The organism is Stutzerimonas stutzeri (genome assembly GCF_024448715.1).
Lineage (GTDB): Bacteria > Pseudomonadota > Gammaproteobacteria > Pseudomonadales > Pseudomonadaceae > Stutzerimonas > Stutzerimonas stutzeri_AR.
Genome location: NZ_JAMOHZ010000004.1, coordinates 127,308 through 144,570 on the forward strand (window position 1 = coordinate 127,308; position 17,263 = coordinate 144,570).

At 63.3% G+C, this 17,263-nt stretch carries 14 protein-coding genes and 1 tRNA gene; 7 read left to right on the plus strand and 8 right to left on the minus strand.

Features of this window, described 5'->3' with window-relative positions; genetic code table 11:
* Positions 1-71: 71 nt before the first annotated feature.
* Entirely contained in the window at positions 72-767 is a 696-nt protein-coding gene (locus NAV33_RS10160; protein ID WP_255979577.1) for a dienelactone hydrolase family protein, read from the plus strand.
* A gap of 13 nt (positions 768-780) precedes the next feature.
* Here the strand turns inward: NAV33_RS10160 and NAV33_RS10165 are convergent, their stop codons facing one another.
* Positions 781-1,986 carry a lactonase family protein gene (locus NAV33_RS10165; protein WP_255979579.1) on the minus strand — a complete coding sequence of 402 codons (1,206 nt, stop codon included), beginning with the start codon at positions 1,984-1,986 and terminating at the stop codon, positions 781-783.
* 147 nt (positions 1,987-2,133) lie between these two features.
* Here NAV33_RS10165 and NAV33_RS10170 point away from each other — a divergent pair, with 147 nt between their 5' ends.
* The 4 genes from NAV33_RS10170 (at position 2,134) to NAV33_RS10185 (ending at position 4,724) form a co-directional block, all read left to right on the plus strand.
* A complete protein-coding gene (locus NAV33_RS10170) occupies positions 2,134-2,490 on the plus strand; it encodes a YciI family protein (protein ID WP_255979581.1) in 357 nt (118 codons plus the stop codon).
* Positions 2,491-2,555: 65 nt separating this feature from the next.
* The gene (locus tag NAV33_RS10175; RefSeq protein WP_255979583.1) at positions 2,556-3,026 is read left to right on the plus strand and encodes a YybH family protein; all 471 of its coding nucleotides are present in this window, start codon (positions 2,556-2,558) and stop codon (positions 3,024-3,026) included.
* Positions 3,027-3,090: 64 nt separating this feature from the next.
* Positions 3,091-3,447, plus strand: coding sequence for a YciI family protein (locus tag NAV33_RS10180; protein WP_255979585.1), 357 nt, complete (start codon positions 3,091-3,093; stop codon positions 3,445-3,447).
* Between the two features lie 17 nt (positions 3,448-3,464).
* Positions 3,465-4,724, plus strand: a complete 1,260-nt coding sequence (locus tag NAV33_RS10185) for an RNA polymerase sigma factor (RefSeq protein ID WP_272887304.1) — start codon at positions 3,465-3,467, stop codon at positions 4,722-4,724.
* A gap of 310 nt (positions 4,725-5,034) precedes the next feature.
* Here the strand turns inward: NAV33_RS10185 and NAV33_RS10190 are convergent, their stop codons facing one another.
* Positions 5,035-6,393 carry a sigma-54-dependent transcriptional regulator gene (locus NAV33_RS10190; RefSeq protein ID WP_255979586.1) on the minus strand — a complete coding sequence of 453 codons (1,359 nt, stop codon included), beginning with the start codon at positions 6,391-6,393 and terminating at the stop codon, positions 5,035-5,037.
* A 27-nt stretch (positions 6,394-6,420) separates the two neighbouring features.
* A complete protein-coding gene (locus NAV33_RS10195) occupies positions 6,421-8,169 on the minus strand; it encodes a sensor histidine kinase (protein WP_255979588.1) in 1,749 nt (582 codons plus the stop codon).
* Positions 8,170-8,545: 376 nt separating this feature from the next.
* Here NAV33_RS10195 and NAV33_RS10200 point away from each other — a divergent pair, with 376 nt between their 5' ends.
* The gene (locus NAV33_RS10200) at positions 8,546-10,033 is read left to right on the plus strand and encodes a SulP family inorganic anion transporter (protein WP_255979590.1); all 1,488 of its coding nucleotides are present in this window, start codon (positions 8,546-8,548) and stop codon (positions 10,031-10,033) included.
* Between the two features lie 14 nt (positions 10,034-10,047).
* The gene (locus tag NAV33_RS10205) at positions 10,048-10,899 is read left to right on the plus strand and encodes a universal stress protein (protein ID WP_255979592.1); all 852 of its coding nucleotides are present in this window, start codon (positions 10,048-10,050) and stop codon (positions 10,897-10,899) included.
* Between the two features lie 48 nt (positions 10,900-10,947).
* On the opposite strand, the gene cfaB is transcribed toward NAV33_RS10205, so the two are convergent.
* The 5 genes from cfaB to NAV33_RS10230 all read right to left on the minus strand — a co-directional run bounded on the left by cfaB (position 10,948) and on the right by NAV33_RS10230 (position 17,214).
* The gene (cfaB, locus tag NAV33_RS10210) at positions 10,948-12,129 is read right to left on the minus strand and encodes a C17 cyclopropane fatty acid synthase CfaB (RefSeq protein WP_255979594.1); all 1,182 of its coding nucleotides are present in this window, start codon (positions 12,127-12,129) and stop codon (positions 10,948-10,950) included.
* Positions 12,130-12,500: 371 nt separating this feature from the next.
* Positions 12,501-12,596, minus strand: a tRNA-Sec gene (locus NAV33_RS10215).
* Between the two features lie 51 nt (positions 12,597-12,647).
* Complete coding sequence (gene selB / locus NAV33_RS10220; RefSeq protein ID WP_255979596.1) at positions 12,648-14,564, minus strand: selenocysteine-specific translation elongation factor; 1,917 nt, start codon at positions 14,562-14,564, stop codon at positions 12,648-12,650.
* A complete protein-coding gene (gene selA / locus NAV33_RS10225; RefSeq protein ID WP_255979598.1) occupies positions 14,561-15,970 on the minus strand; it encodes an L-seryl-tRNA(Sec) selenium transferase in 1,410 nt (469 codons plus the stop codon). Before selA ends, selB begins: the two co-directional genes overlap by 4 nt.
* Before the next feature lie 407 nt (positions 15,971-16,377).
* Positions 16,378-17,214 carry a Tim44 domain-containing protein gene (locus NAV33_RS10230; protein ID WP_255979600.1) on the minus strand — a complete coding sequence of 279 codons (837 nt, stop codon included), beginning with the start codon at positions 17,212-17,214 and terminating at the stop codon, positions 16,378-16,380.
* Between the last annotated feature and the right edge of the window lie 49 nt (positions 17,215-17,263).

A 17,263-nucleotide genomic window follows, 5' to 3' on the forward strand; every position in this document is an offset into this window, starting at 1 on the left:
ATCTTGATCGCCTGCTGCCTTTATGCGGCATCGCTAGCAGTCGGCAACCCCGCAAACCAACGGAGACGAGCATGACTTCACAGTGGATCGACATCCCCGCGCAGGACGGCAACACGTTCAAGGGCTATCTGGCCCTGCCGCCGGCCGGACACGGCCCCGGCATCGTCCTGATTCAGGAAATCTTCGGCGTCAACGACCACATTCAGGCTGTGGCCGACCAGTACGCACTGGATGGCTACGTGGTGCTGGCACCGGACCTGTTCTGGCGCAGCGAGCCAGGCGTCAAGCTCGGCTACGGCGGCGACGACTGGGAGCACGCGTTTTCCCTGATGCAGGCGCTGGACTTCGACCTGGCCATCGACGACCTGCGTCGCACTGCCGACACCCTGCGCGGACGCGATGACTGCAATGGGCGCGTAGCCTCGGTGGGCTACTGCATGGGCGGCGTTCTGTCGTTCCTCAGTGCGGCCAATGCCGCCGTCGATGCCGCGGTCTGCTACTACCCCGGCAGCATCGAGAAGCGCCTGGATCAGGCCGAGCGCATCACCTGCCCGACGCTGTTCCATTTCGCCGAAGAGGATGAGCATATCGACAGCGATGCGGTAGCCGCCGTGCAGGAGAAGATGGCCCAAGTCGGCCAGGCGCAGATCGAGACCTACCCAGGCGTCGACCACGGCTTCAACTGCTGGGCGCGGCCCATGTACAACCAGCCCGCCGCGGCGCTGGCGCATGGGCGCTCGCTGATCTTTCTGGCCAGCGCTCTCTGAGTGAGTGCGCCGGCTAAAGCCCCGCGCGGTCGATGAACTTGACGTCCGACGGCCGCCCGATCGATAGCGTTTGCAACGTGTCACCGAGCAGGCCGGTGTCCGGGTCACGTTGCAGCACCACCAACTGATCGCTTTTCTGATTGGCGATGATCATGAAGCGGCCGCTTGGGTCGATGGCGAATTCCCGTGGCTCGCGGCCTTCGCTGTCGCGCTGCTGGATCTCGCGCAGGCTGCCGTTTTCTTCGATGGCATACGCGATGATGCGGTTCGTCTCGGCGCGATCGCTGACGTAGAGGAAGCGCCCATCAGACGAGAGGTGAATGGCGCCCGGCGAATGCGCAGCGGAGTCGCCGCCCTCGGCCAGGTCGACCAGCTGTCGCTGGACAAGGCTGCCGTCGACATGATCGAAACGCGCCACCTGGGCGCTGAGCTCCAGGGTGGCGTAGGCCTGGCTGCCGTCCGGGCTGAACGTCAAATGCCGCGGTCCGCTGCCGTCCGGCAGGCTGATAAACGCGGGGTCTGCCGGGCTTAATGGTCGTTCGGCTTTGGCTGGGTCGTAGCGATAGACGAAAATCTTGTCGGCGCCCAGATCGCTGACGAACAGTCTCTTTCCATTCGGCGATAGCACCGCCGAATGCACGTGCGCCGATTGCTGGCGTTTCGGGTGCTTCTCGCTGGCCTTGTGTGTGGCGATCTGAGTCACTGGCGAAAGGGTGCCGTCCTTCGCCAGGGGAATCACCGCCAGGCTACCGCCGGGATTGGCGTTCGAACCGTAGTTGGAAACGAACAGGTAGCGCCCGTCGCGGCTCTGGCTCAGGTGCGTGGGCTCGTCGCCGAGGGTGATCTGCTGTTCCAGCGGCGACAGTTGCCCGCTGGTTGGCGCCAGGATGAAGGCGCTCACACGTCCCACCGGATCGGGCTGCCCCGGGCCGTTCTCGTTCGCTGCGTAAAGCCGGTTGCGGTTCAGGTCCAGCGTCAGCCAGGAGGGGTTGTCGGTGCGCACAACCTGCAAGGGTTGGGGCTCTATATAGCCGCGCTCGGCATCGAACTGCATCCGGTAGATCCCTTCGCTGCCGCCCTCGCTGGTGTAGGTGCCGATCAGTAATTGGTGCATGGGTGCCGCCGCTCCTGAGATGCTGAATGTCAGGCATGCCGCGGCCAGGCCGAGGCGACCGTTGTGTAACAGATGAAGTAGCAGACCGCGCAATTGACCGGCCATGGCTCCCTCCTGTCTCGCTGAATGGGTTTGTTCAAGCCCTTGGACTGGCTTTGAGCACTGCACAGGAAAAAGATTTGTCGGCGCTGTCGATTTTTCCGTTTTCGTATCGACTATCAGGTAACAGCAACCGCCGTCGAGGACGCAGTGATGCGTTATCTGTGCCTGGTCTACCTGGATGAGAATGCCCTGACGGGCTTGTTGCCTGGCGCGCAGGCCGCGCTGGACGCCGAATGCCGCGATTATCGTGAGCGCCTGCAGCGCAGCGGCCAGCTGATCATTGGCGAAGCGCTGCAACCGGTTCTGAGTACCACCACGCTGCGGCTGGAAGGCGGCCGTCTTTCCTTGCGCGACGGGCCAGTGCTCGACAGTTGCGAGCAGCCCGCAGCCTTCTACCTGCTCGAAGCCCTCGACCTCAACGACGCCATCCGGCTGGCTTCGCGCATTCCTCCCGGGCGGCTGGGCTGCGTTGAGGTGCGTGCCTTGCATCCTCGGGCACCGCCCTGACCCGTCAGCCCTGACGCCGACCTTCAGCTAACAGGCAAAAGCCTATCAACCAAGAGGTAACTCGCATGAACAACGCAACTGAAAACCAGACCAGCGAAACCCGTATCCGCGAACTCACCAATGAGTGGGAGCGCGCGATCGGGACCAAGGACCTGGATCGCATCATGTCCCACTACGCAGCCGACGTGCTGGCCTTCGATGCCGTCGGCCCGCTGCAGTTCAAGGGCGCCGAGGTCTACCGTCAGCATTGGCAGAAGTGCTTCGACTTCTGTCAGGGCGAGGGCTACTTCGAGATCAGCGAGCTGAACATCCACGCCAGCGGAGACCTGGCCTATAGTCATTTCCTGAGCCATTGCGGCGGCACCAACGAGAAGGGTGAAATGCAGTCCGGCTGGATGCGCGGCAGCCGTTGCTGGCGTCGGCAGGGCAGCGACTGGAAGGTTGCCCATGAGCACTTCTCGATGCCGTTCGACATGGTCAGCGGCCAGGTCGACTTCGGAATCGAGCCCGAGCCCCAGACCGGCGCAGTTGGCTGATCTTGACCTTCGTCCGTATCACGGCTGCCAGGGCGGCAGCCGGCGGGCATCACTGGAGACTGAAATGAAATATCTGTGCCTGGTCTATTACGACGAGCAGCGCGTGGATTCGATGACCGACGAGCAGTGGGCCGCGTTGGTTGAGCAATGCATAGCCAATGGCGAGCGACTGCAGGAGAGCGGGCACTTCATCGCCGGCGAGCCGCTGCAATCGGTGCGTACCGCCAAGACGGTGCGCGTCCGCGAGGGCTCGGTTTCGGTGGTCGATGGCCCGTTCGCCGAAACCCGCGAGCAACTGGCCGGTTTTTACCTGCTGGAAGCGCGGGACCTGGATGAGGCGCTGCGCCTGGCCGCGAAGATCCCACCGGCACAACTGGGCAGCATCGAGGTCCGCCCGTTGCGCCAGCTGCCTGACCGTTGAGCGGCCGAGACAGGCCATTGATCGTCACACCGGGTGGTGGCGAACCGACCAAGACAGATATCGAGGCCATCTACCGCAACGAGTCGCGGCGGGTGCTGGCGACCCTGATCCGTCTGCTGGGCGACTTCGATCTGGCCGAAGAGGCGCTGCAGGATGCGTTTATTGCTGCGGTGCAGCAGTGGCCGCGCGACGGGTTGCCGGCCAACCCGCGGGCCTGGCTGGTATCCGCCGGACGTTTCAAGGCCATCGATGGCCTGCGTCGACGGGCGCGGTTCAATGCCTCGCTGAACCTGCTGGCCGATCAGCTGGATGAAAACGAAGAGCCGGACTGGGAGCGCGACGATCTGGAAGATGACCGGCTAAGGCTGATCTTCACCTGCTGTCACCCGGCATTGCCGGCCGATGCCCAGGTGGCGCTGACCCTGCGCGAGGTCTGCGACCTGAAGACTGAGGAAATCGCCCGCGCCTTTCTCGCTTCGCCAAGCACCATTGCCCAGCGCATCGTCCGCGCCAAACAGAAGATTCGCGATGCGGCGATTCCCTATCGCGTGCCCGCTCGCGATGAGCTGCCAGCGCGGCTGGATAACGTGCTGCGCGTTATCTATCTGGTATTCAACGAGGGCTACTCGGCGTCCAGCGGCGCCGAGCTGACCCGCGCCGATCTCAGCGCCGAAGCGATCCGGCTGGGGCGGCTGTTGCTTGAACTGCTGCCGGACCCGGAGCTGATGGGCCTGCTGGCGCTGATGCTGCTGCATGACTCACGCCGCGCGGCGCGCACCGATGGCGCAGGCGAACTGGTGCGCCTCGACGAGCAAGACCGCAGCCTCTGGGATCAGACCCAGATCGCCGAAGGCTCGGCGCTGGTGCAGCGTGCGCTGGCATCGCGACGTATTGGTCCCTACATCCTGCAAGCTGCCATCGTTGCCGTGCATGCCGAGGCGCCCAGCGCCGCGCAGACCGATTGGGCGCAGATCGTCGGGCTGTACGACGTGCTGTTGCGGGTCAGCCCGTCGCCGGTGATCGAGCTGAATCGCGCCGTGGCCGTGGCCATGCGCGACGGTCCTGACGCCGGGCTTCTGCTGGTCGAAAGCTTGTTGGCGCGCGGCGAGTTGCAGGGTTACCACCTGCTGCACTCGGCCCATGCCGATTTCTGCCGCCGCCTGGGCCGTATCGACGACGCCCGCAGCGCCTACCGAATCGCCCTGCAACTGACGCGGCTGGAGCCGGAACGGCGTTTTCTGCAACAGCGGCTGGATGAGCTGGACGGGATCGATTGAGGGAGCGGAACGCCGCCGGACCCACTCACAAGACACAAATCTCAGATCCGCGTAGGGTGGGCTTCAGCCCACCGCTTGCTCTGGTACCGCTCATAACGCCTCGCCTGTGCGACCGGCGCTGCGCTCTGGTGGGCTGAAGCCCACCCTACAAGCTGATGGTTTCCACGTCCCGCATAGGAGGCATCAATAGCCCCGTAGGTTGGGCCGGGCGGCGTTCCGCTTCAGCCCACCGTGCCGTTACTGACGCGGGAGGGGGACGCGTTCGCGAGCAAGCTCGCTCCTACAGTGAAACGTGCATTCCACGGCGTCTTTAACAGTCGCTGCTACCTGCCGGTAGGTAATCGTTGCGACTCAAACCGTGGCGCTGCATCTTTTCGTTCAAAGTGCGGCGCGGTAGCTGTAGCTGGTTCATCACCTCGGCGATGTTGCCTTTGTGTTGCTGCAGCGCGTTGTGAAGGCATTGCGCCTCGAAGGCTTCCATCTGCTCGGCCAGCGAAGTACCGGACACTGCAATGGCTGCGGTGCTCTTAGAAGGCGGCGGCGTCAGGCCCAGCGCATGGCGCTCGGCGGCGTTGATCAGTTCGCGAACGTTGCCCGGCCAGTCGTGACTCAGCAGCTGCGCCAGTTCGCCGGGGCTGGCCGGTGGCGCCTCGCGCCCATGCCGTTGCGCCGCCTGGCTGGAGAAGTGCTCGAATAACAATGGGATGTCCTCACGTCGCTCGCGCAGTGGCGGAATGCGCAGTTCGGCGACGTTCAGGCGATACAGCAAATCCTCGCGGAAGCGCCCGCCGCGTACTTCTTCCAGCAGGTCGGGCTTGGCCGCGCTGATCACGCGCAGATCCACCTCGATGCTGCGGTTGGAGCCGAGCCGCTCGAGGGTTTTCTCCTGCAACACGCGCAACAGTTTGACCTGCTGCGCCAAGGGCATGCTTTCGATCTCGTCGAGAAACAGCGTGCCACCGGCGGCATGCTCGATGCGGCCGATGCGTTTGCCCTGGGCGCCGGTAAAAGCGCCGCTTTCGTGGCCGAACAGTTCGCTTTCGAAGATGGTTTCGGGGATGGCCGCGCAGTTCAGCGCAACGAATGAATGGCTCGCTCGCGGGCTGAAATCGTGAAGGCAGCGCGCCACTTGCTCCTTGCCGCTGCCGGTATCGCCGCGGATCAGCACGTTGACGTCGGTCCCGGCCAGCTCCAGTACCTGGCGTCTGAGATTTTCCATGACTCGCGAGACGCCCAGTAGCATCGATTCGATGCGCCCCTTGCGGGTGAACTGTTCACGCAATTGGCGGTTTTCGCAGACCAGCCGGCGCTTGTCCTGGGCGCGGCGTACGCTGTCGAGCAGGCGCTCCGGGGTGAAGGGCTTCTCGATGAAATCATAGGCACCCTGACGCAGCGCCTGCACAGCCATCGGTACGTCGCCATGACCGGTGACCATGATCACCGGCAGCTCCGGATCCAGTGCCACTAGCCGCTCCAGCAAGCCAAGGCCGTCGAGGTCGGGCATGCGCACGTCGCTGATCAGCACGCCGGGGAAGTCCCGGTCGACCAAACGCAGTGCCTCATGCGCGCTGGCGCAGGTTCGCACGGCGAAGCCGGACAGCTCCAGCCATTGCTGCACCGCCTGACGTATCGCCGCCTCGTCGTCGATGAAAATCACCTGACCGCTCATATTCACTCCTTCCTGCAGACGCCCAGTCTACTCGGCTGCTGGCAGTTTCAGTTCGAACACCGCGCCGAGCGCATCGTTGTGCGCCTCCAGGCTGCCGCCCAGATCGCGGACGATCCCGTAAGAAACCGCCAGTCCGAGCCCGAGGCCCTGGCCGACCGGTTTGGTGGTGAAGAAGGGCTCGAAGACCTGATCAAGATGATCACTGGCGATGCCGCCGCCGCTGTCGGCGACGCTCAGCGTCCAGCCCTCACGATCACGACGGCACTCGATACGCAGTTGCCGCACCTCGGTGTCGAGCATGGCATCGAGGGCGTTGGTCAGCAGATTGATCAGCACCTGTTCCAGGCGAATGGCGTCGCCGCTGACCCAGGCATCGGCCGGGACCTGGCGCAGCACCTCGACGCTATCGCCGCGAATGCGCGGACCGAGCAGCTGCAGCGCCTGCTCCAGCACATCGGCCAGGCTCAAACGCTGACGTAACCCGGCGGGACTCTTACGGGCGAATGTTTTCAAATGGCTGGTCAGTGCCGCCATGCGTTCGAGCAGGCCCTCGACCTGGCCGAGGCCTTCGCGTACGGCATCGGTGCGGCCGTTATCGAGCAGCAGGCGCTGGCTGGCCAGCTGCATGCGCAGGGCGGTCAGCGGCTGGTTGATCTCGTGGGCGAGGGCGGCGGACATCTGCCCCAGCGCCGCCATGCGCGCGGCGTGCACCAGTTCGTCCTGGGCCGTACTCAGCTCGCGGGTGCGGACTTCCACTAGACGCTCCAGCTCGCTGCGGCTACGTTGCTCGACCCGGCGGGTCATGCGGCGTTGGGCCAGGTAAAGCAGCAGGAAGGCGAGGGTCATCCAGACGCCGGCGGCGGCCAGGCGATAGCTGCGCACGTTGGCGGCAATCAATTGCGGCTCCTGCAACAGGTGCAGTGTCCACTTTTCCTCCGGTAGTTCCAGGCGCTGCCAGAGGTAGTTTCGACGGCCGTCCGGACCGTCCACCTGGCGCCGTTCGCTATTCTCGGCGATGCGCTGCAGGCTCTCGCTCGGCAGCGGCTGCAGGGTCTGCTCGGCATAGCGTCGCGCGGCGACCAGCCGGCTGCGCACCTCGTCGCTGAGCGGGCGCAGATAGCGGAAACGCCAGACGGGGCGGTTAGCCAGGATGACGATGTCCAGCGAATCGGAAATCAGCAAGATGCCCGACTGCCCGACCCACTCGCGCTGCATGTCCTCCAGTTCGAGCTTGACCACCAGTACCCCGATCACGTTGCCGGCAGCGTCCTTCACCGAGCTGGAAAGAAAATAGCCGGGGATGCCGGTGGTCACGCCGACGGCAAAGTAGCGCCCCGAGTCGTTTGCCAGTGCATCGAGAAAATACGGACGGAATGCGTAGTTATTGCCTACGAAGCTGGTCCAGTCACGCCAATTGCTCGCGGCGAGGGTGTCACCGTTGCGGTCGAGTAGGTACAGGACGGAAGAACCAGCCGCCTGATTCTGCTGCTCCAGGCGCTGATTGAGCTGGTCACGCAGGGATTGGTCGCCGGGATCGGTCAGCAGGCGCTGGATATCGCTGTCCAGTGCCAGCAAGGCCGGTACCGAACGGAACCGTTCGACCTGGGTATGGATGGCCTGGGCGTACAGTTCCAGCTGGCCGCGCGCCTCTTGGCTTCGCTCATCCCAGGCACGCTGTTCGGCGATGCGCCCGGCCCAGTACATGCTAAGCAGCAGGCCAGCGAGGATCAGCAGGACGATCAGGGCGACGCGGTGGCGGTTGTAGAAGGCAGGCATGGTGGGCTCGCTGCGAGGATTTTGCATGGTAAGCCAAAGTGCTTGAACGGTGGCTTTCCGCGTCGGTTATCTGCACTCGGGCAGGGTGGGTCGCGGCGACGGGCTGGTTTCGGTATCCTTGCCGCCCCTTTCGGTGCCGGTTGGCATCGAAGCGTGCAAATGAGCGATTGTTTCCATGACCTGGCTGCCTAGTCCGCCATAGCGCAACGCCCCTCGCTTTGATCACGACCGCCTGTCATGGGTGCGGTCGTATTCTGCTGTGCGCCGCGCCCCATGCGCGTGGATGCACCCATACTCGAACTTGAAAACTGGTCTCGTTTCAGCCTGCTTACCGCATTCCGGCCTGGCGGCGGCGCCTTTTGCTTTGGATATTCCGATGCTCCACTCGATCAAACAAAACTGGTTCTGCAACATTCGTGGTGACGTGCTCGCCGGACTTGTCGTCGCGCTCGCGCTGATTCCGGAGGCAATCGCCTTTTCCATCATTGCCGGCGTCGATCCGCGGGTCGGTCTTTATGCGTCCTTCTGTATCGCCGTGGTGATCGCCTTCGTCGGCGGCCGCCCGGGCATGATTTCGGCGGCGACTGGCGCCATGGCGCTGCTGATGGTGACGCTGGTGCGCGATCATGGCCTGCAGTATTTGATGGCAGCGACCCTGCTCTGCGGCGTGCTGCAGATCGGTGCAGGCTATCTGCGCCTCGGCTTGCTGATGCGCTTCGTCTCGCGCTCGGTGGTCACCGGCTTCGTCAACGCGCTGGCGATCCTGATTTTCATGGCGCAGCTGCCGGAACTGACGAACGTCACCTGGCATGTCTATGCGATGACCGCAGTCGGCCTGGGCATCATTTACCTGTTCCCCTATGTGCCGAAGATCGGCCGGGTGATCCCGTCACCGCTGGTCTGCATCCTGAGTTTGACCGCCGTGGCCATCTACCTGGGGCTCGACGTCCGTACCGTGGGCGACATGGGTGACCTGCCCGATACGCTACCGATCTTCCTTTGGCCGGAAGTACCGCTGACCTTCGAAACTCTGACGATTATTTTCCCGTATTCCGCCGCGCTAGCCGTGGTCGGCCTGCTGGAATCGCTGATGACGGCCACCATCGTCGACGACCTGACCGATACCGGCAGCGACAAGAACCGCGAGTGCAAGGGCCAGGGCGTCGCCAACATCGCTTCCGGCCTGTTCGGCGGCATGGCCGGATGCGCAATGATCGGCCAGTCGGTGATCAACGTGAAATCCGGTGGGCGCACTCGCCTGTCGACACTGATCGCCGGCTCGGTGTTGCTGCTGCTGGTGGTATTTCTCAGCGACTGGGTCAGCCAGATCCCTATGGCGGCCTTGGTCGCGGTAATGATCATGGTCTCGATCGGCACCTTCAGCTGGGATTCGCTGCGCAATCTCAGGCACTACCCGCTATCGACCAACATCGTCATGGTGGTCACCGTGGTGGTGGTGGTCTTCACCCATAACCTGGCCTACGGTGTATTGGCGGGCGTGCTGCTGGCGGCGCTGTTCTTCGCCAACAAGGTCGGCCACTACCTGCATATCGACTCGGGGCTGGATGCCGAAGGTAACGAGCGCACCTACAAGGTGGTCGGGCAGGTGTTTTTCAGTTCGTCGGACAAGTTCACCGCGGCGTTCGATTTCAAGGAGGCGCTCGGCAAGGTCACCATCGATCTGTCCCGCGCGCACTTCTGGGACATCACCGCCGTGTCCGCGCTGGACAAAGTGGTGCTCAAGTTCCGCCGCGAAGGTACTGAGGTGAATGTGCTGGGTCTCAATGAAGCCAGCACCACCATCGTTGATCGCTTCGGTGTGCACGGTAAGCCCGACGCCATCGATACGCTCATGGATCACTGACTAGGAGAACGACGATGAATCAGGTATTGGCGTGTATCGATGGTTCCCCGCAAGCCGCGGCGGTGTGTGATTGCGCCGCCTGGGCCAGTCTGCAACTGAAAGCACCGCTGACGTTGCTGCATGTACTCGATCAGCAACAGTACCCGACAACTGGCAATCTCAGCGGCATTATCGGACTGGGCAGCCGCGAATACCTGCTCGAAGAGCTCGCTGCACTAGATGCAAAACGCAGCAAGCTGGCGCTGGAAGAGGGGCGGATGATGCTCGACGCGGCGAAGCAGCGCGTCATCGATGCTGGCGTGGCACAGCCAGAAGTGCGCCAGCGCCATGGCGATCTAGTGGAAAGCCTGCATGATTTGGAAGGCGATACCCGGCTACTGGTGATCGGCAAGCAGGGGGAGGACAGCGGTACCGACATGCAGCTGATAGGTAGCCAATTGGAAAGCGTCATCCGCACGTTGCACCGGCCGATACTGGTCACGCCGGCTCGTTTCAGCGTGCCGACCAGCGTGATGCTTGCCTTCGACGGCAGCGCAACCACCTTTAAGGGCGTCGAAATGCTTGCGGCCAGCCCGTTGTTCAAGGGCATTCCGATTCACTTGGTAATGGTGGGCGCGGACACCAGCGATAGTCGCGCGCCGCTGGAATCCGCGCGTGACGCGCTGACTGCAGCTGGCTTCGAGGTGCATATCGCAATTCGAGCCGGTGAAGTCGAGCCGACACTGCACGCTTACCAGGCCGAGCACGCTATCGACCTGCTGGTGATGGGCGCTTACGGTCATTCGCGGATTCGGCAGTTTTTCGTTGGCAGCACCACGACCAGCATGATCCGCTCGACCACCACGCCGTTGCTTCTGTTGCGCTGATCGCGACAGCGGCGCTCCGTCTGACAGGGCTCCGGCACTTAAACTCGGCTAGCGGTAGATATCGGCCCGCGACCATGGCAATTCATGGGAGCCATCCGGCAGCGGTTTGCTTGCCAGGATCTGGTGCAGGTTGATCCAGTTGCGGCGAAAGCCATAGGCACAACCGGCCAGATAGACCCGCCAGATACGTAGCGCGCGCTCCGGGACCATCCGCTGGGCTTCGGCCTGGTTCGCCTCCAGCCGTTCACTCCAGAACTGCAGGGTGCGCGCGTAATGCAGCCGCAGGCTTTCCACGTCGACGATCTCCAGCCCCGACTCGCTGATACAGGCGCCGATCTCCATCAGGTGCGGTAATTCGCCGTGCGGGAAGACGTACTGGTCGATGAACTCGCCCGCGCCATGTGCTACAGGCCGACCGTCAGTGTGCCGCGAAGTGATGCCGTGATTGAGCACCAACCCGCCCGGGCGCACCACCTCCGACAACTGTTTGCAGTAAAGCGGCATGTTGGCGTGACCGACGTGCTCGAACATGCCGACGCTGACGACCTTGTCGAACTGGCCATCCTTGGGCAGATCGCGGTAATCCATGAGCTCCAGCTGAACTTGACCTTCCAGCCCTTCGGCAACGACGCGTTCGCGCCCCAGCTTCAGCTGCTCACGGCTGAGCGTGATGCCGAGCACCTCGGCGCCGAATTCGCGGGCGGCAAATCGCGCCAGCCCACCCCAGCCGCAGCCGACATCCAGCAGACGGTCGCCGGGTTTGAGGCGCAACTTGCGGCACAGGTGCCGCAGCTTGGCCTGCTGGGCCTGGTCGAGATCTTCCGTTCCGGTTTCGAAATAACCGCAGGAGTAGACCATGTCGCGGTCGAGCCAGAGCTGGTAGAAATCGTTGGACAGATCGTAGTGGTAGGAAATGGCCTCGGCATCGGTGGCCTTGTCGTGGGCCTCGCGTGCCGGCAATACCGAATGTTCGTCACCCAGCGCGCGGCTGAGTTCATCCCCGATGCGGATGACTTCTTCAAGCGGGCCGTGCAAATCGACCTTGCCCTCGACATAGGCACCGCCGAGCAGGTCAAGACTTGGGTGTGCCAGTTGCGGAACCAGATTCGGATCCTTGATGACCAGCGTTACGCTGGGATCGGGTCCGATGTCCATCTCGGTGCCGTCCCACAAGCGCAGGCGCAACGGCAAGTCCAATTTTCGCAGGGCCGGAAGCAGAGTTGCCAACATGCTCGATCTCCTATTAACGCGTGCTGGTTAGGCTAGACCAAGAATTTGTATCTATAGGTGTCCGAATGATTGGTTTTCTTTATCAGGTGTATAGCGGCGAGCCATCCACAGCGCATCGAGCCGTCACTGATAGGCGTCGTTACGTTGCATCTGCGCCGGCTCGCGGCTCGGCCGATGCCGATTAATTCGAATTTGCATGAACGGACCGCTCGCGGATGAAGCAAAAGCCAGTGATTCCGAGAACGCTAGCCAGCAAGGATATTGATCTGGACTACCGCGTACGACCTAGAGCAAGAAGCCGACAAGGCTGCGCTTGTTTATTGATGAGCTGGAGCATGCCTATAAGTAGCCTGGGCTTGCAGAAGGGAAAATGGCGGAAGGCAGTGGGAGTCGAACCCACCCAGGAACGGCTGCCGTCCCCAACCGGGTTTGAAGCCCGGCCGCACCACCGGGTGCGATTGCCTTCCAGATGTCTTCCGAACGGGTTGAATGTCTAGCCAGAAGATATCGTTAGCGGCCTACCTGAACTCAGCCTCCAAGGCCAGAGCGCTGTCCGGCCGGATCTTGCGCTCGTTGCCGAAGCGCCGAGTAAGGCCGATGCGGTCAAAGTGTTCCAATAATTGAATGCTGCGCTTGCGCCCCAGCTGAATCTGGTCGCGGAAAGCGGCGGCGCGGATTACTCCAGATTGCTGTTCTATCAGCAGTATCTGATCGGCCAGTTGGCGGATGGTCGAGTCGGGATAGAACAGGTCTTTGACGACTTGCTGCAAGGCTCCGATGCGCGCCAGCTTGCGCATCAGATTGCGTACCTGGTCTTCGGCGATCTCCAGGTCCCGCGCCAGATCACGCACCCAGGGTGGATCGAAACGGCCTGAACTGAGCAGCGGCCACAACCGTGCCTTCAATGCCTCTTCGTCGTCACTCAGCCGTACCCGGTGCCCGGGTAAGTGCAGCCAGGGGCCGCTGGCTTCCACCGTGCCGGCCGCCAGCGTCTGTTCCAGCAGGGCGATGAAGACCGGCCGCTCCAGCTGGGGCAGGGCGTAGCGGCGCAGACGATCCCGATCCGGGCCGAGCTCATCCGGTTGCTCTTCATGGAAGCGCTGCAGTGCGGCTACCAGGCTTTGCTCCAGATAATCCCAGACGCCACGGTCGAACAGTCGTGGGCCGAGCCGGGTGGCGACTTCCAGCGCCTCGTCCGGCAGGCGCCAGGTTTCCCTCGGGCGGTTGAATTGTCGCGCCAGCAGCGTCGGTTCCAAACCATTGATGGCGCTCGGCAGTAGAGCAGGAAGGATGTCTTCCAGCGTATCGCCGCCCAGTGCCCGCAGCTGAGCCAGGCGCGCCTGGCGGTGCCGATTGCGGGGCGGGGCGAAGGGATCGAGCACTCGACCGCCGCCCAGCGTGCGCTGAGCGGACTGGTCACGCAGGACCACGCGATCGCCGTGCACGGCGTGGGCCGGCGCGTTGAGCAGCAATTGCGCATGCACATGCCCGCCGGGTGCCAGGCATTCGCCTTCCAGCAAGGCGATGCGGCCGGTGACGTCCTGTGCACCCAGATGGATGTGAACGGGCGTCCAGTGCCGCAGCTCGCGAGCCTCGCTGGGCAACAGCGTGAACTCGATATCGATGCGCCGGGTTGAGGCCTGCAGAGCGGGTTCCAGCAACCAGTCGCCGCGGCTGATCTGCGCCACCGCCAAGCGCTCGCCCGCGAGATTCAGGGCGACGCGCTGGCCCGCGCGCGCCGCTTGGGCCTCCCGGTTCTGCGCGTGTAAGCCGCGCACTCGAACGCTACGTCCGGTGGGGCTCAGGGTCAGTTCATCGCCAACTCGCACCTGGCCGGCGAAAGCGGTTCCGGTGACTACCACGCCGGAGCCGGTGACGCTGAATGCCCGGTCGATAGCCAGGCGGAAATAACCGTCTTCGCTGCGCTTTTGCTCACCTGCCGTCTGCTCGATCAACGCGGCGCGAAGCGCCTCGATACCTTCGCCAGTCGTGCTCGACACCGGGAAGATAGGCGCGCCGGCTAGCGGGCCGGGTGTCAGCAGTGCTTCGATTTGCCGACGAACTTCATCTGCGCGTGTGGGCTCGACCCGGTCGATCTTGGTCAGCGCTACCAGCGCGCGGCGAATGCCCAGCAACTCGACAATCGCCAGGTGCTCTCGGGTCTGCGGCATCACACCGTCGTCCGCGGCGATCACCAACAACACGCAATCGATGCCGCAGGCGCCGGCGAGCATGTTGTGCACAAAACGCTCATGGCCGGGCACGTCGATGAAGCCGGTGAGATCGCGCTCGCCGATCGAGGCATAGAGGTAGCCGAGGTCGATAGTGATGCCGCGCAAGCGCTCTTCGCGGCGGCGATCGCCGTCCTGCCCGGTCAGGGCCTTGAGCAGCGCGGTTTTGCCATGATCGATATGGCCGGCGGTGCCGATGATCATGTCGCCAGCTCCCGTTGCAGGTGCGGCAGCTGTTCGAGGAATGCCGGCTCGTCGTCCAGCTGGCGCAGATCGAGCCAGAGGGCATCATCCGCTACGCGCCCGAGAATCGGGATCGGCAGGCCGCGCAGTGCTTCTTCAAGGTTGCGCAAGCTACGGCCGCGCAGCCGCTTGGGCTGTTGCGGACGAATACACAACGCGGCGCTAGGTAGCCGGGCCACCGGCTGCGCGCCGCTGCCGATCATGCCCAGCGCGTCGGTAACGGCGACCTGCCAGGTTTCATCAAGCACGGCAGCCAGCGCCGGCGCGATCCGCGCGGCCTGCTGTCGGATTTCGCTCTGCGGGCGGCTGAGCAGGCGCAGGCTGGTCAGGCGTTCGCCGAGACGGTCGGGATCACGATAGAGATTGAGCACCGCTTCCAGCGCCGCCAAGGTCAGTTTGTCTACCCGCAGGGCGCGCTTGAGTGGGTTCTTCTTGATCTTCTGGATCAGTTCGCGGCGACCAACAATCAGCCCTGCCTGTGGTCCACCGAGCAGCTTGTCGCCACTGAAGGTGACGATGTCGGCGCCGTCGCGCAGCGCGTCCTGCACGGTGGGTTCCTTGGGCAGGCCCCACTGCGACAGGTCAACGAGACTGCCGCTGCCAAGGTCTTCGAGCAGTGGCAGATCGTGGCTATGAGCAATGGCTGCAAGTTCGGCGGTGGCGACGCTGGCGGTAAAGCCCTGCACGCTGTAATTGCTCGTATGCACGCGCATCAGCAAGCCGCTGCGCGGGCCGATGGCGGATTCGTAATCCTTGGCGTGGGTGCGATTGGTAGTGCCCACCTCATGCAGCTTCACGCTGGCGCGCGCCATGATGTCCGGGATACGAAAAGCGCCCCCGATCTCGATCAATTCACCGCGAGAAATGATGCCTTCCTTGCGTGCACCGAGGCTATTGAGCGCCAGCAACACGGCGGCGGCGTTGTTGTTGACCACGGTAACGGCCTCGGCACTGGTCAATTCGCGCAGCAGACCTTCGATCAAGTCGTCGCGGTCACCGCGCTTGCCGCTGTTCAGGTCGAATTCCAGATTCAGCGGGTAGCGTGCCGCCAGGGTGATTGCCTCGATGGCTTCTTCAGGCAACAGCGCGCGGCCGAGATTGGTATGCAGCACCGTGCCGGTGAGGTTGAACACCCGCCGTACGCGGCTGCGATGTTGACTGGCCAGCCGTTCGCCAGCGCGGCCGGCTAGCACCGCGTCGGACAATTCAAGCGCAGCCAGCTGCCCGTGCCGCGCAGGTTCACGCAGCTCGTCGAGCAGATCGCGCAGGGTGCCGAGCAAGGCTTCGCGGCCGTAGCGCTGATGCAAGGGCTCGCAAGCGGGTGCGCGCAACAAACGATCGACCGAGGGCAGGCGAACGCTGCTCATGGTTGGCGAACCGGCTGGAGATTCGGTGCGGAGGTGGCGGTGGGAGCGCGGGTCGTACCGCCGGCGCTGGGCCCTGTTGCAAGGTTGCCTGACACGCAGGACTCCGTTCTTTTTAGTATTTCGCGAGCAGCATGAGACGCTTAATTCTTCACAGGGTTCAGCTTTGACTGCCAACAAGCGAAGGCTTCGCCCGAAGGAGAGCGTCCAACATCATCCGCTGAAACGCCCATACAGCCGGGCCGCGGCCAAGGCGGATACTGACTCAGGGCCTCCCCATGGGACGTTTCAAAGGGGCCTTCTAAGTAACGACTTGTCCTCCGACTAACGCGGGCATCGTCATTCAATCGTTCTTCTGTCGAAAAAGAAAAACCCGGACAAGCCCGGGTTTTGAGTTACCTCTGCGCGTGTCAGGCGTTTTGACGGATTCCCGCCACCAGCCATGGCTGGTTTTCGCCTTGGGCTCGCTCCATGCGCCAGCTTTCGCTGAAGGGCTCGCCCTGATCGAAGCGCGAATTCTTCGACACGCCGACGAAAGTCAGGGTGGCGATGGTCTTCTCGGCCTGATCATCCACGCCATCGAGCTGGATCTGCAGATCATCGATGTAGGTGGACTGGTAGGCGTCGCCAATCTCGGCACGCTCACGCTTGAGGAACTCGAACAGCTGCGGCGTGACGAACTCAGCGATCTTGTCCATTTCGTTGGCGTCCCAGTGCTGCTGCAGGGACATGAAATGCTCGCGCGCAGCGCCAACGAAACTCTGTTCATTGAACCAGGCGGGCGCATTGATCACTGGAGCCGTAGCTGCCGGAGCGGCGCTGCCGCCGAAGATCGACTGCTGCTTTGGCATTTCACGCTGCATCGGCGCATGTCCTGCAACGGCCGGCTGCTGCTGACGGCGGCGTGCGGCGAGGAAGCGGAACAGTAGAAAGGCGATCAGGCCGAAAATCAGGATATCCATGAACTGGATGCCCTCAAAGCCATCGCCCATGAACATGGAGGCGAGCAAACCGCCGGCGGCGAGACCGGCCAGCGGGCCGAGCCAGCGCGAGGCGCCGCTGGCGGCGGCCGGAGTCTGACGGCCAGCCTGATTCGGCGCAGCCTGGGTCTGTTGTGGCGCCTGACGGGTCTGATGGCTGGGCGCCGAGCCGAAGCTTTTGCCGCCGCCGAAGCGCTTGGCGTTGGCGTCGAGACTGAGAGTCAGGCCGATACACAGCGCCATGAAGATGCTAAGCACACGTTGCATTTGGTAGTCCCGGTTTGGATGAAAAATACGGTGTGATGTTGCACGGCCC

Excerpts from the sequence above, each read along its gene's own strand:
- NAV33_RS10170 (WP_255979581.1), top strand. The coding sequence starts at position 2,134 with ATGCGTTATCTGTGCCTGGTCTACCTGGATGAGAATGCCCTGACGGGC.
- NAV33_RS10205 (WP_255979592.1), top strand. The coding sequence starts at position 10,048 with ATGAATCAGGTATTGGCGTGTATCGATGGTTCCCCGCAAGCCGCGGCG.
- NAV33_RS10230 (WP_255979600.1), bottom strand. The coding sequence starts at position 17,214 with ATGCAACGTGTGCTTAGCATCTTCATGGCGCTGTGTATCGGCCTGACT.
- selA (WP_255979598.1), bottom strand. The coding sequence starts at position 15,970 with ATGAGCAGCGTTCGCCTGCCCTCGGTCGATCGTTTGTTGCGCGCACCC.
- selB (WP_255979596.1), bottom strand. The coding sequence starts at position 14,564 with ATGATCATCGGCACCGCCGGCCATATCGATCATGGCAAAACCGCGCTG.
- NAV33_RS10200 (WP_255979590.1), top strand. The coding sequence starts at position 8,546 with ATGCTCCACTCGATCAAACAAAACTGGTTCTGCAACATTCGTGGTGAC.
- NAV33_RS10160 (WP_255979577.1), top strand. The coding sequence starts at position 72 with ATGACTTCACAGTGGATCGACATCCCCGCGCAGGACGGCAACACGTTC.
- NAV33_RS10175 (WP_255979583.1), top strand. The coding sequence starts at position 2,556 with ATGAACAACGCAACTGAAAACCAGACCAGCGAAACCCGTATCCGCGAA.
- NAV33_RS10180 (WP_255979585.1), top strand. The coding sequence starts at position 3,091 with ATGAAATATCTGTGCCTGGTCTATTACGACGAGCAGCGCGTGGATTCG.
- NAV33_RS10195 (WP_255979588.1), bottom strand. The coding sequence starts at position 8,169 with ATGCCTGCCTTCTACAACCGCCACCGCGTCGCCCTGATCGTCCTGCTG.
- NAV33_RS10165 (WP_255979579.1), bottom strand. The coding sequence starts at position 1,986 with ATGGCCGGTCAATTGCGCGGTCTGCTACTTCATCTGTTACACAACGGT.
- NAV33_RS10190 (WP_255979586.1), bottom strand. The coding sequence starts at position 6,393 with ATGAGCGGTCAGGTGATTTTCATCGACGACGAGGCGGCGATACGTCAG.
- cfaB (WP_255979594.1), bottom strand. The coding sequence starts at position 12,129 with ATGTTGGCAACTCTGCTTCCGGCCCTGCGAAAATTGGACTTGCCGTTG.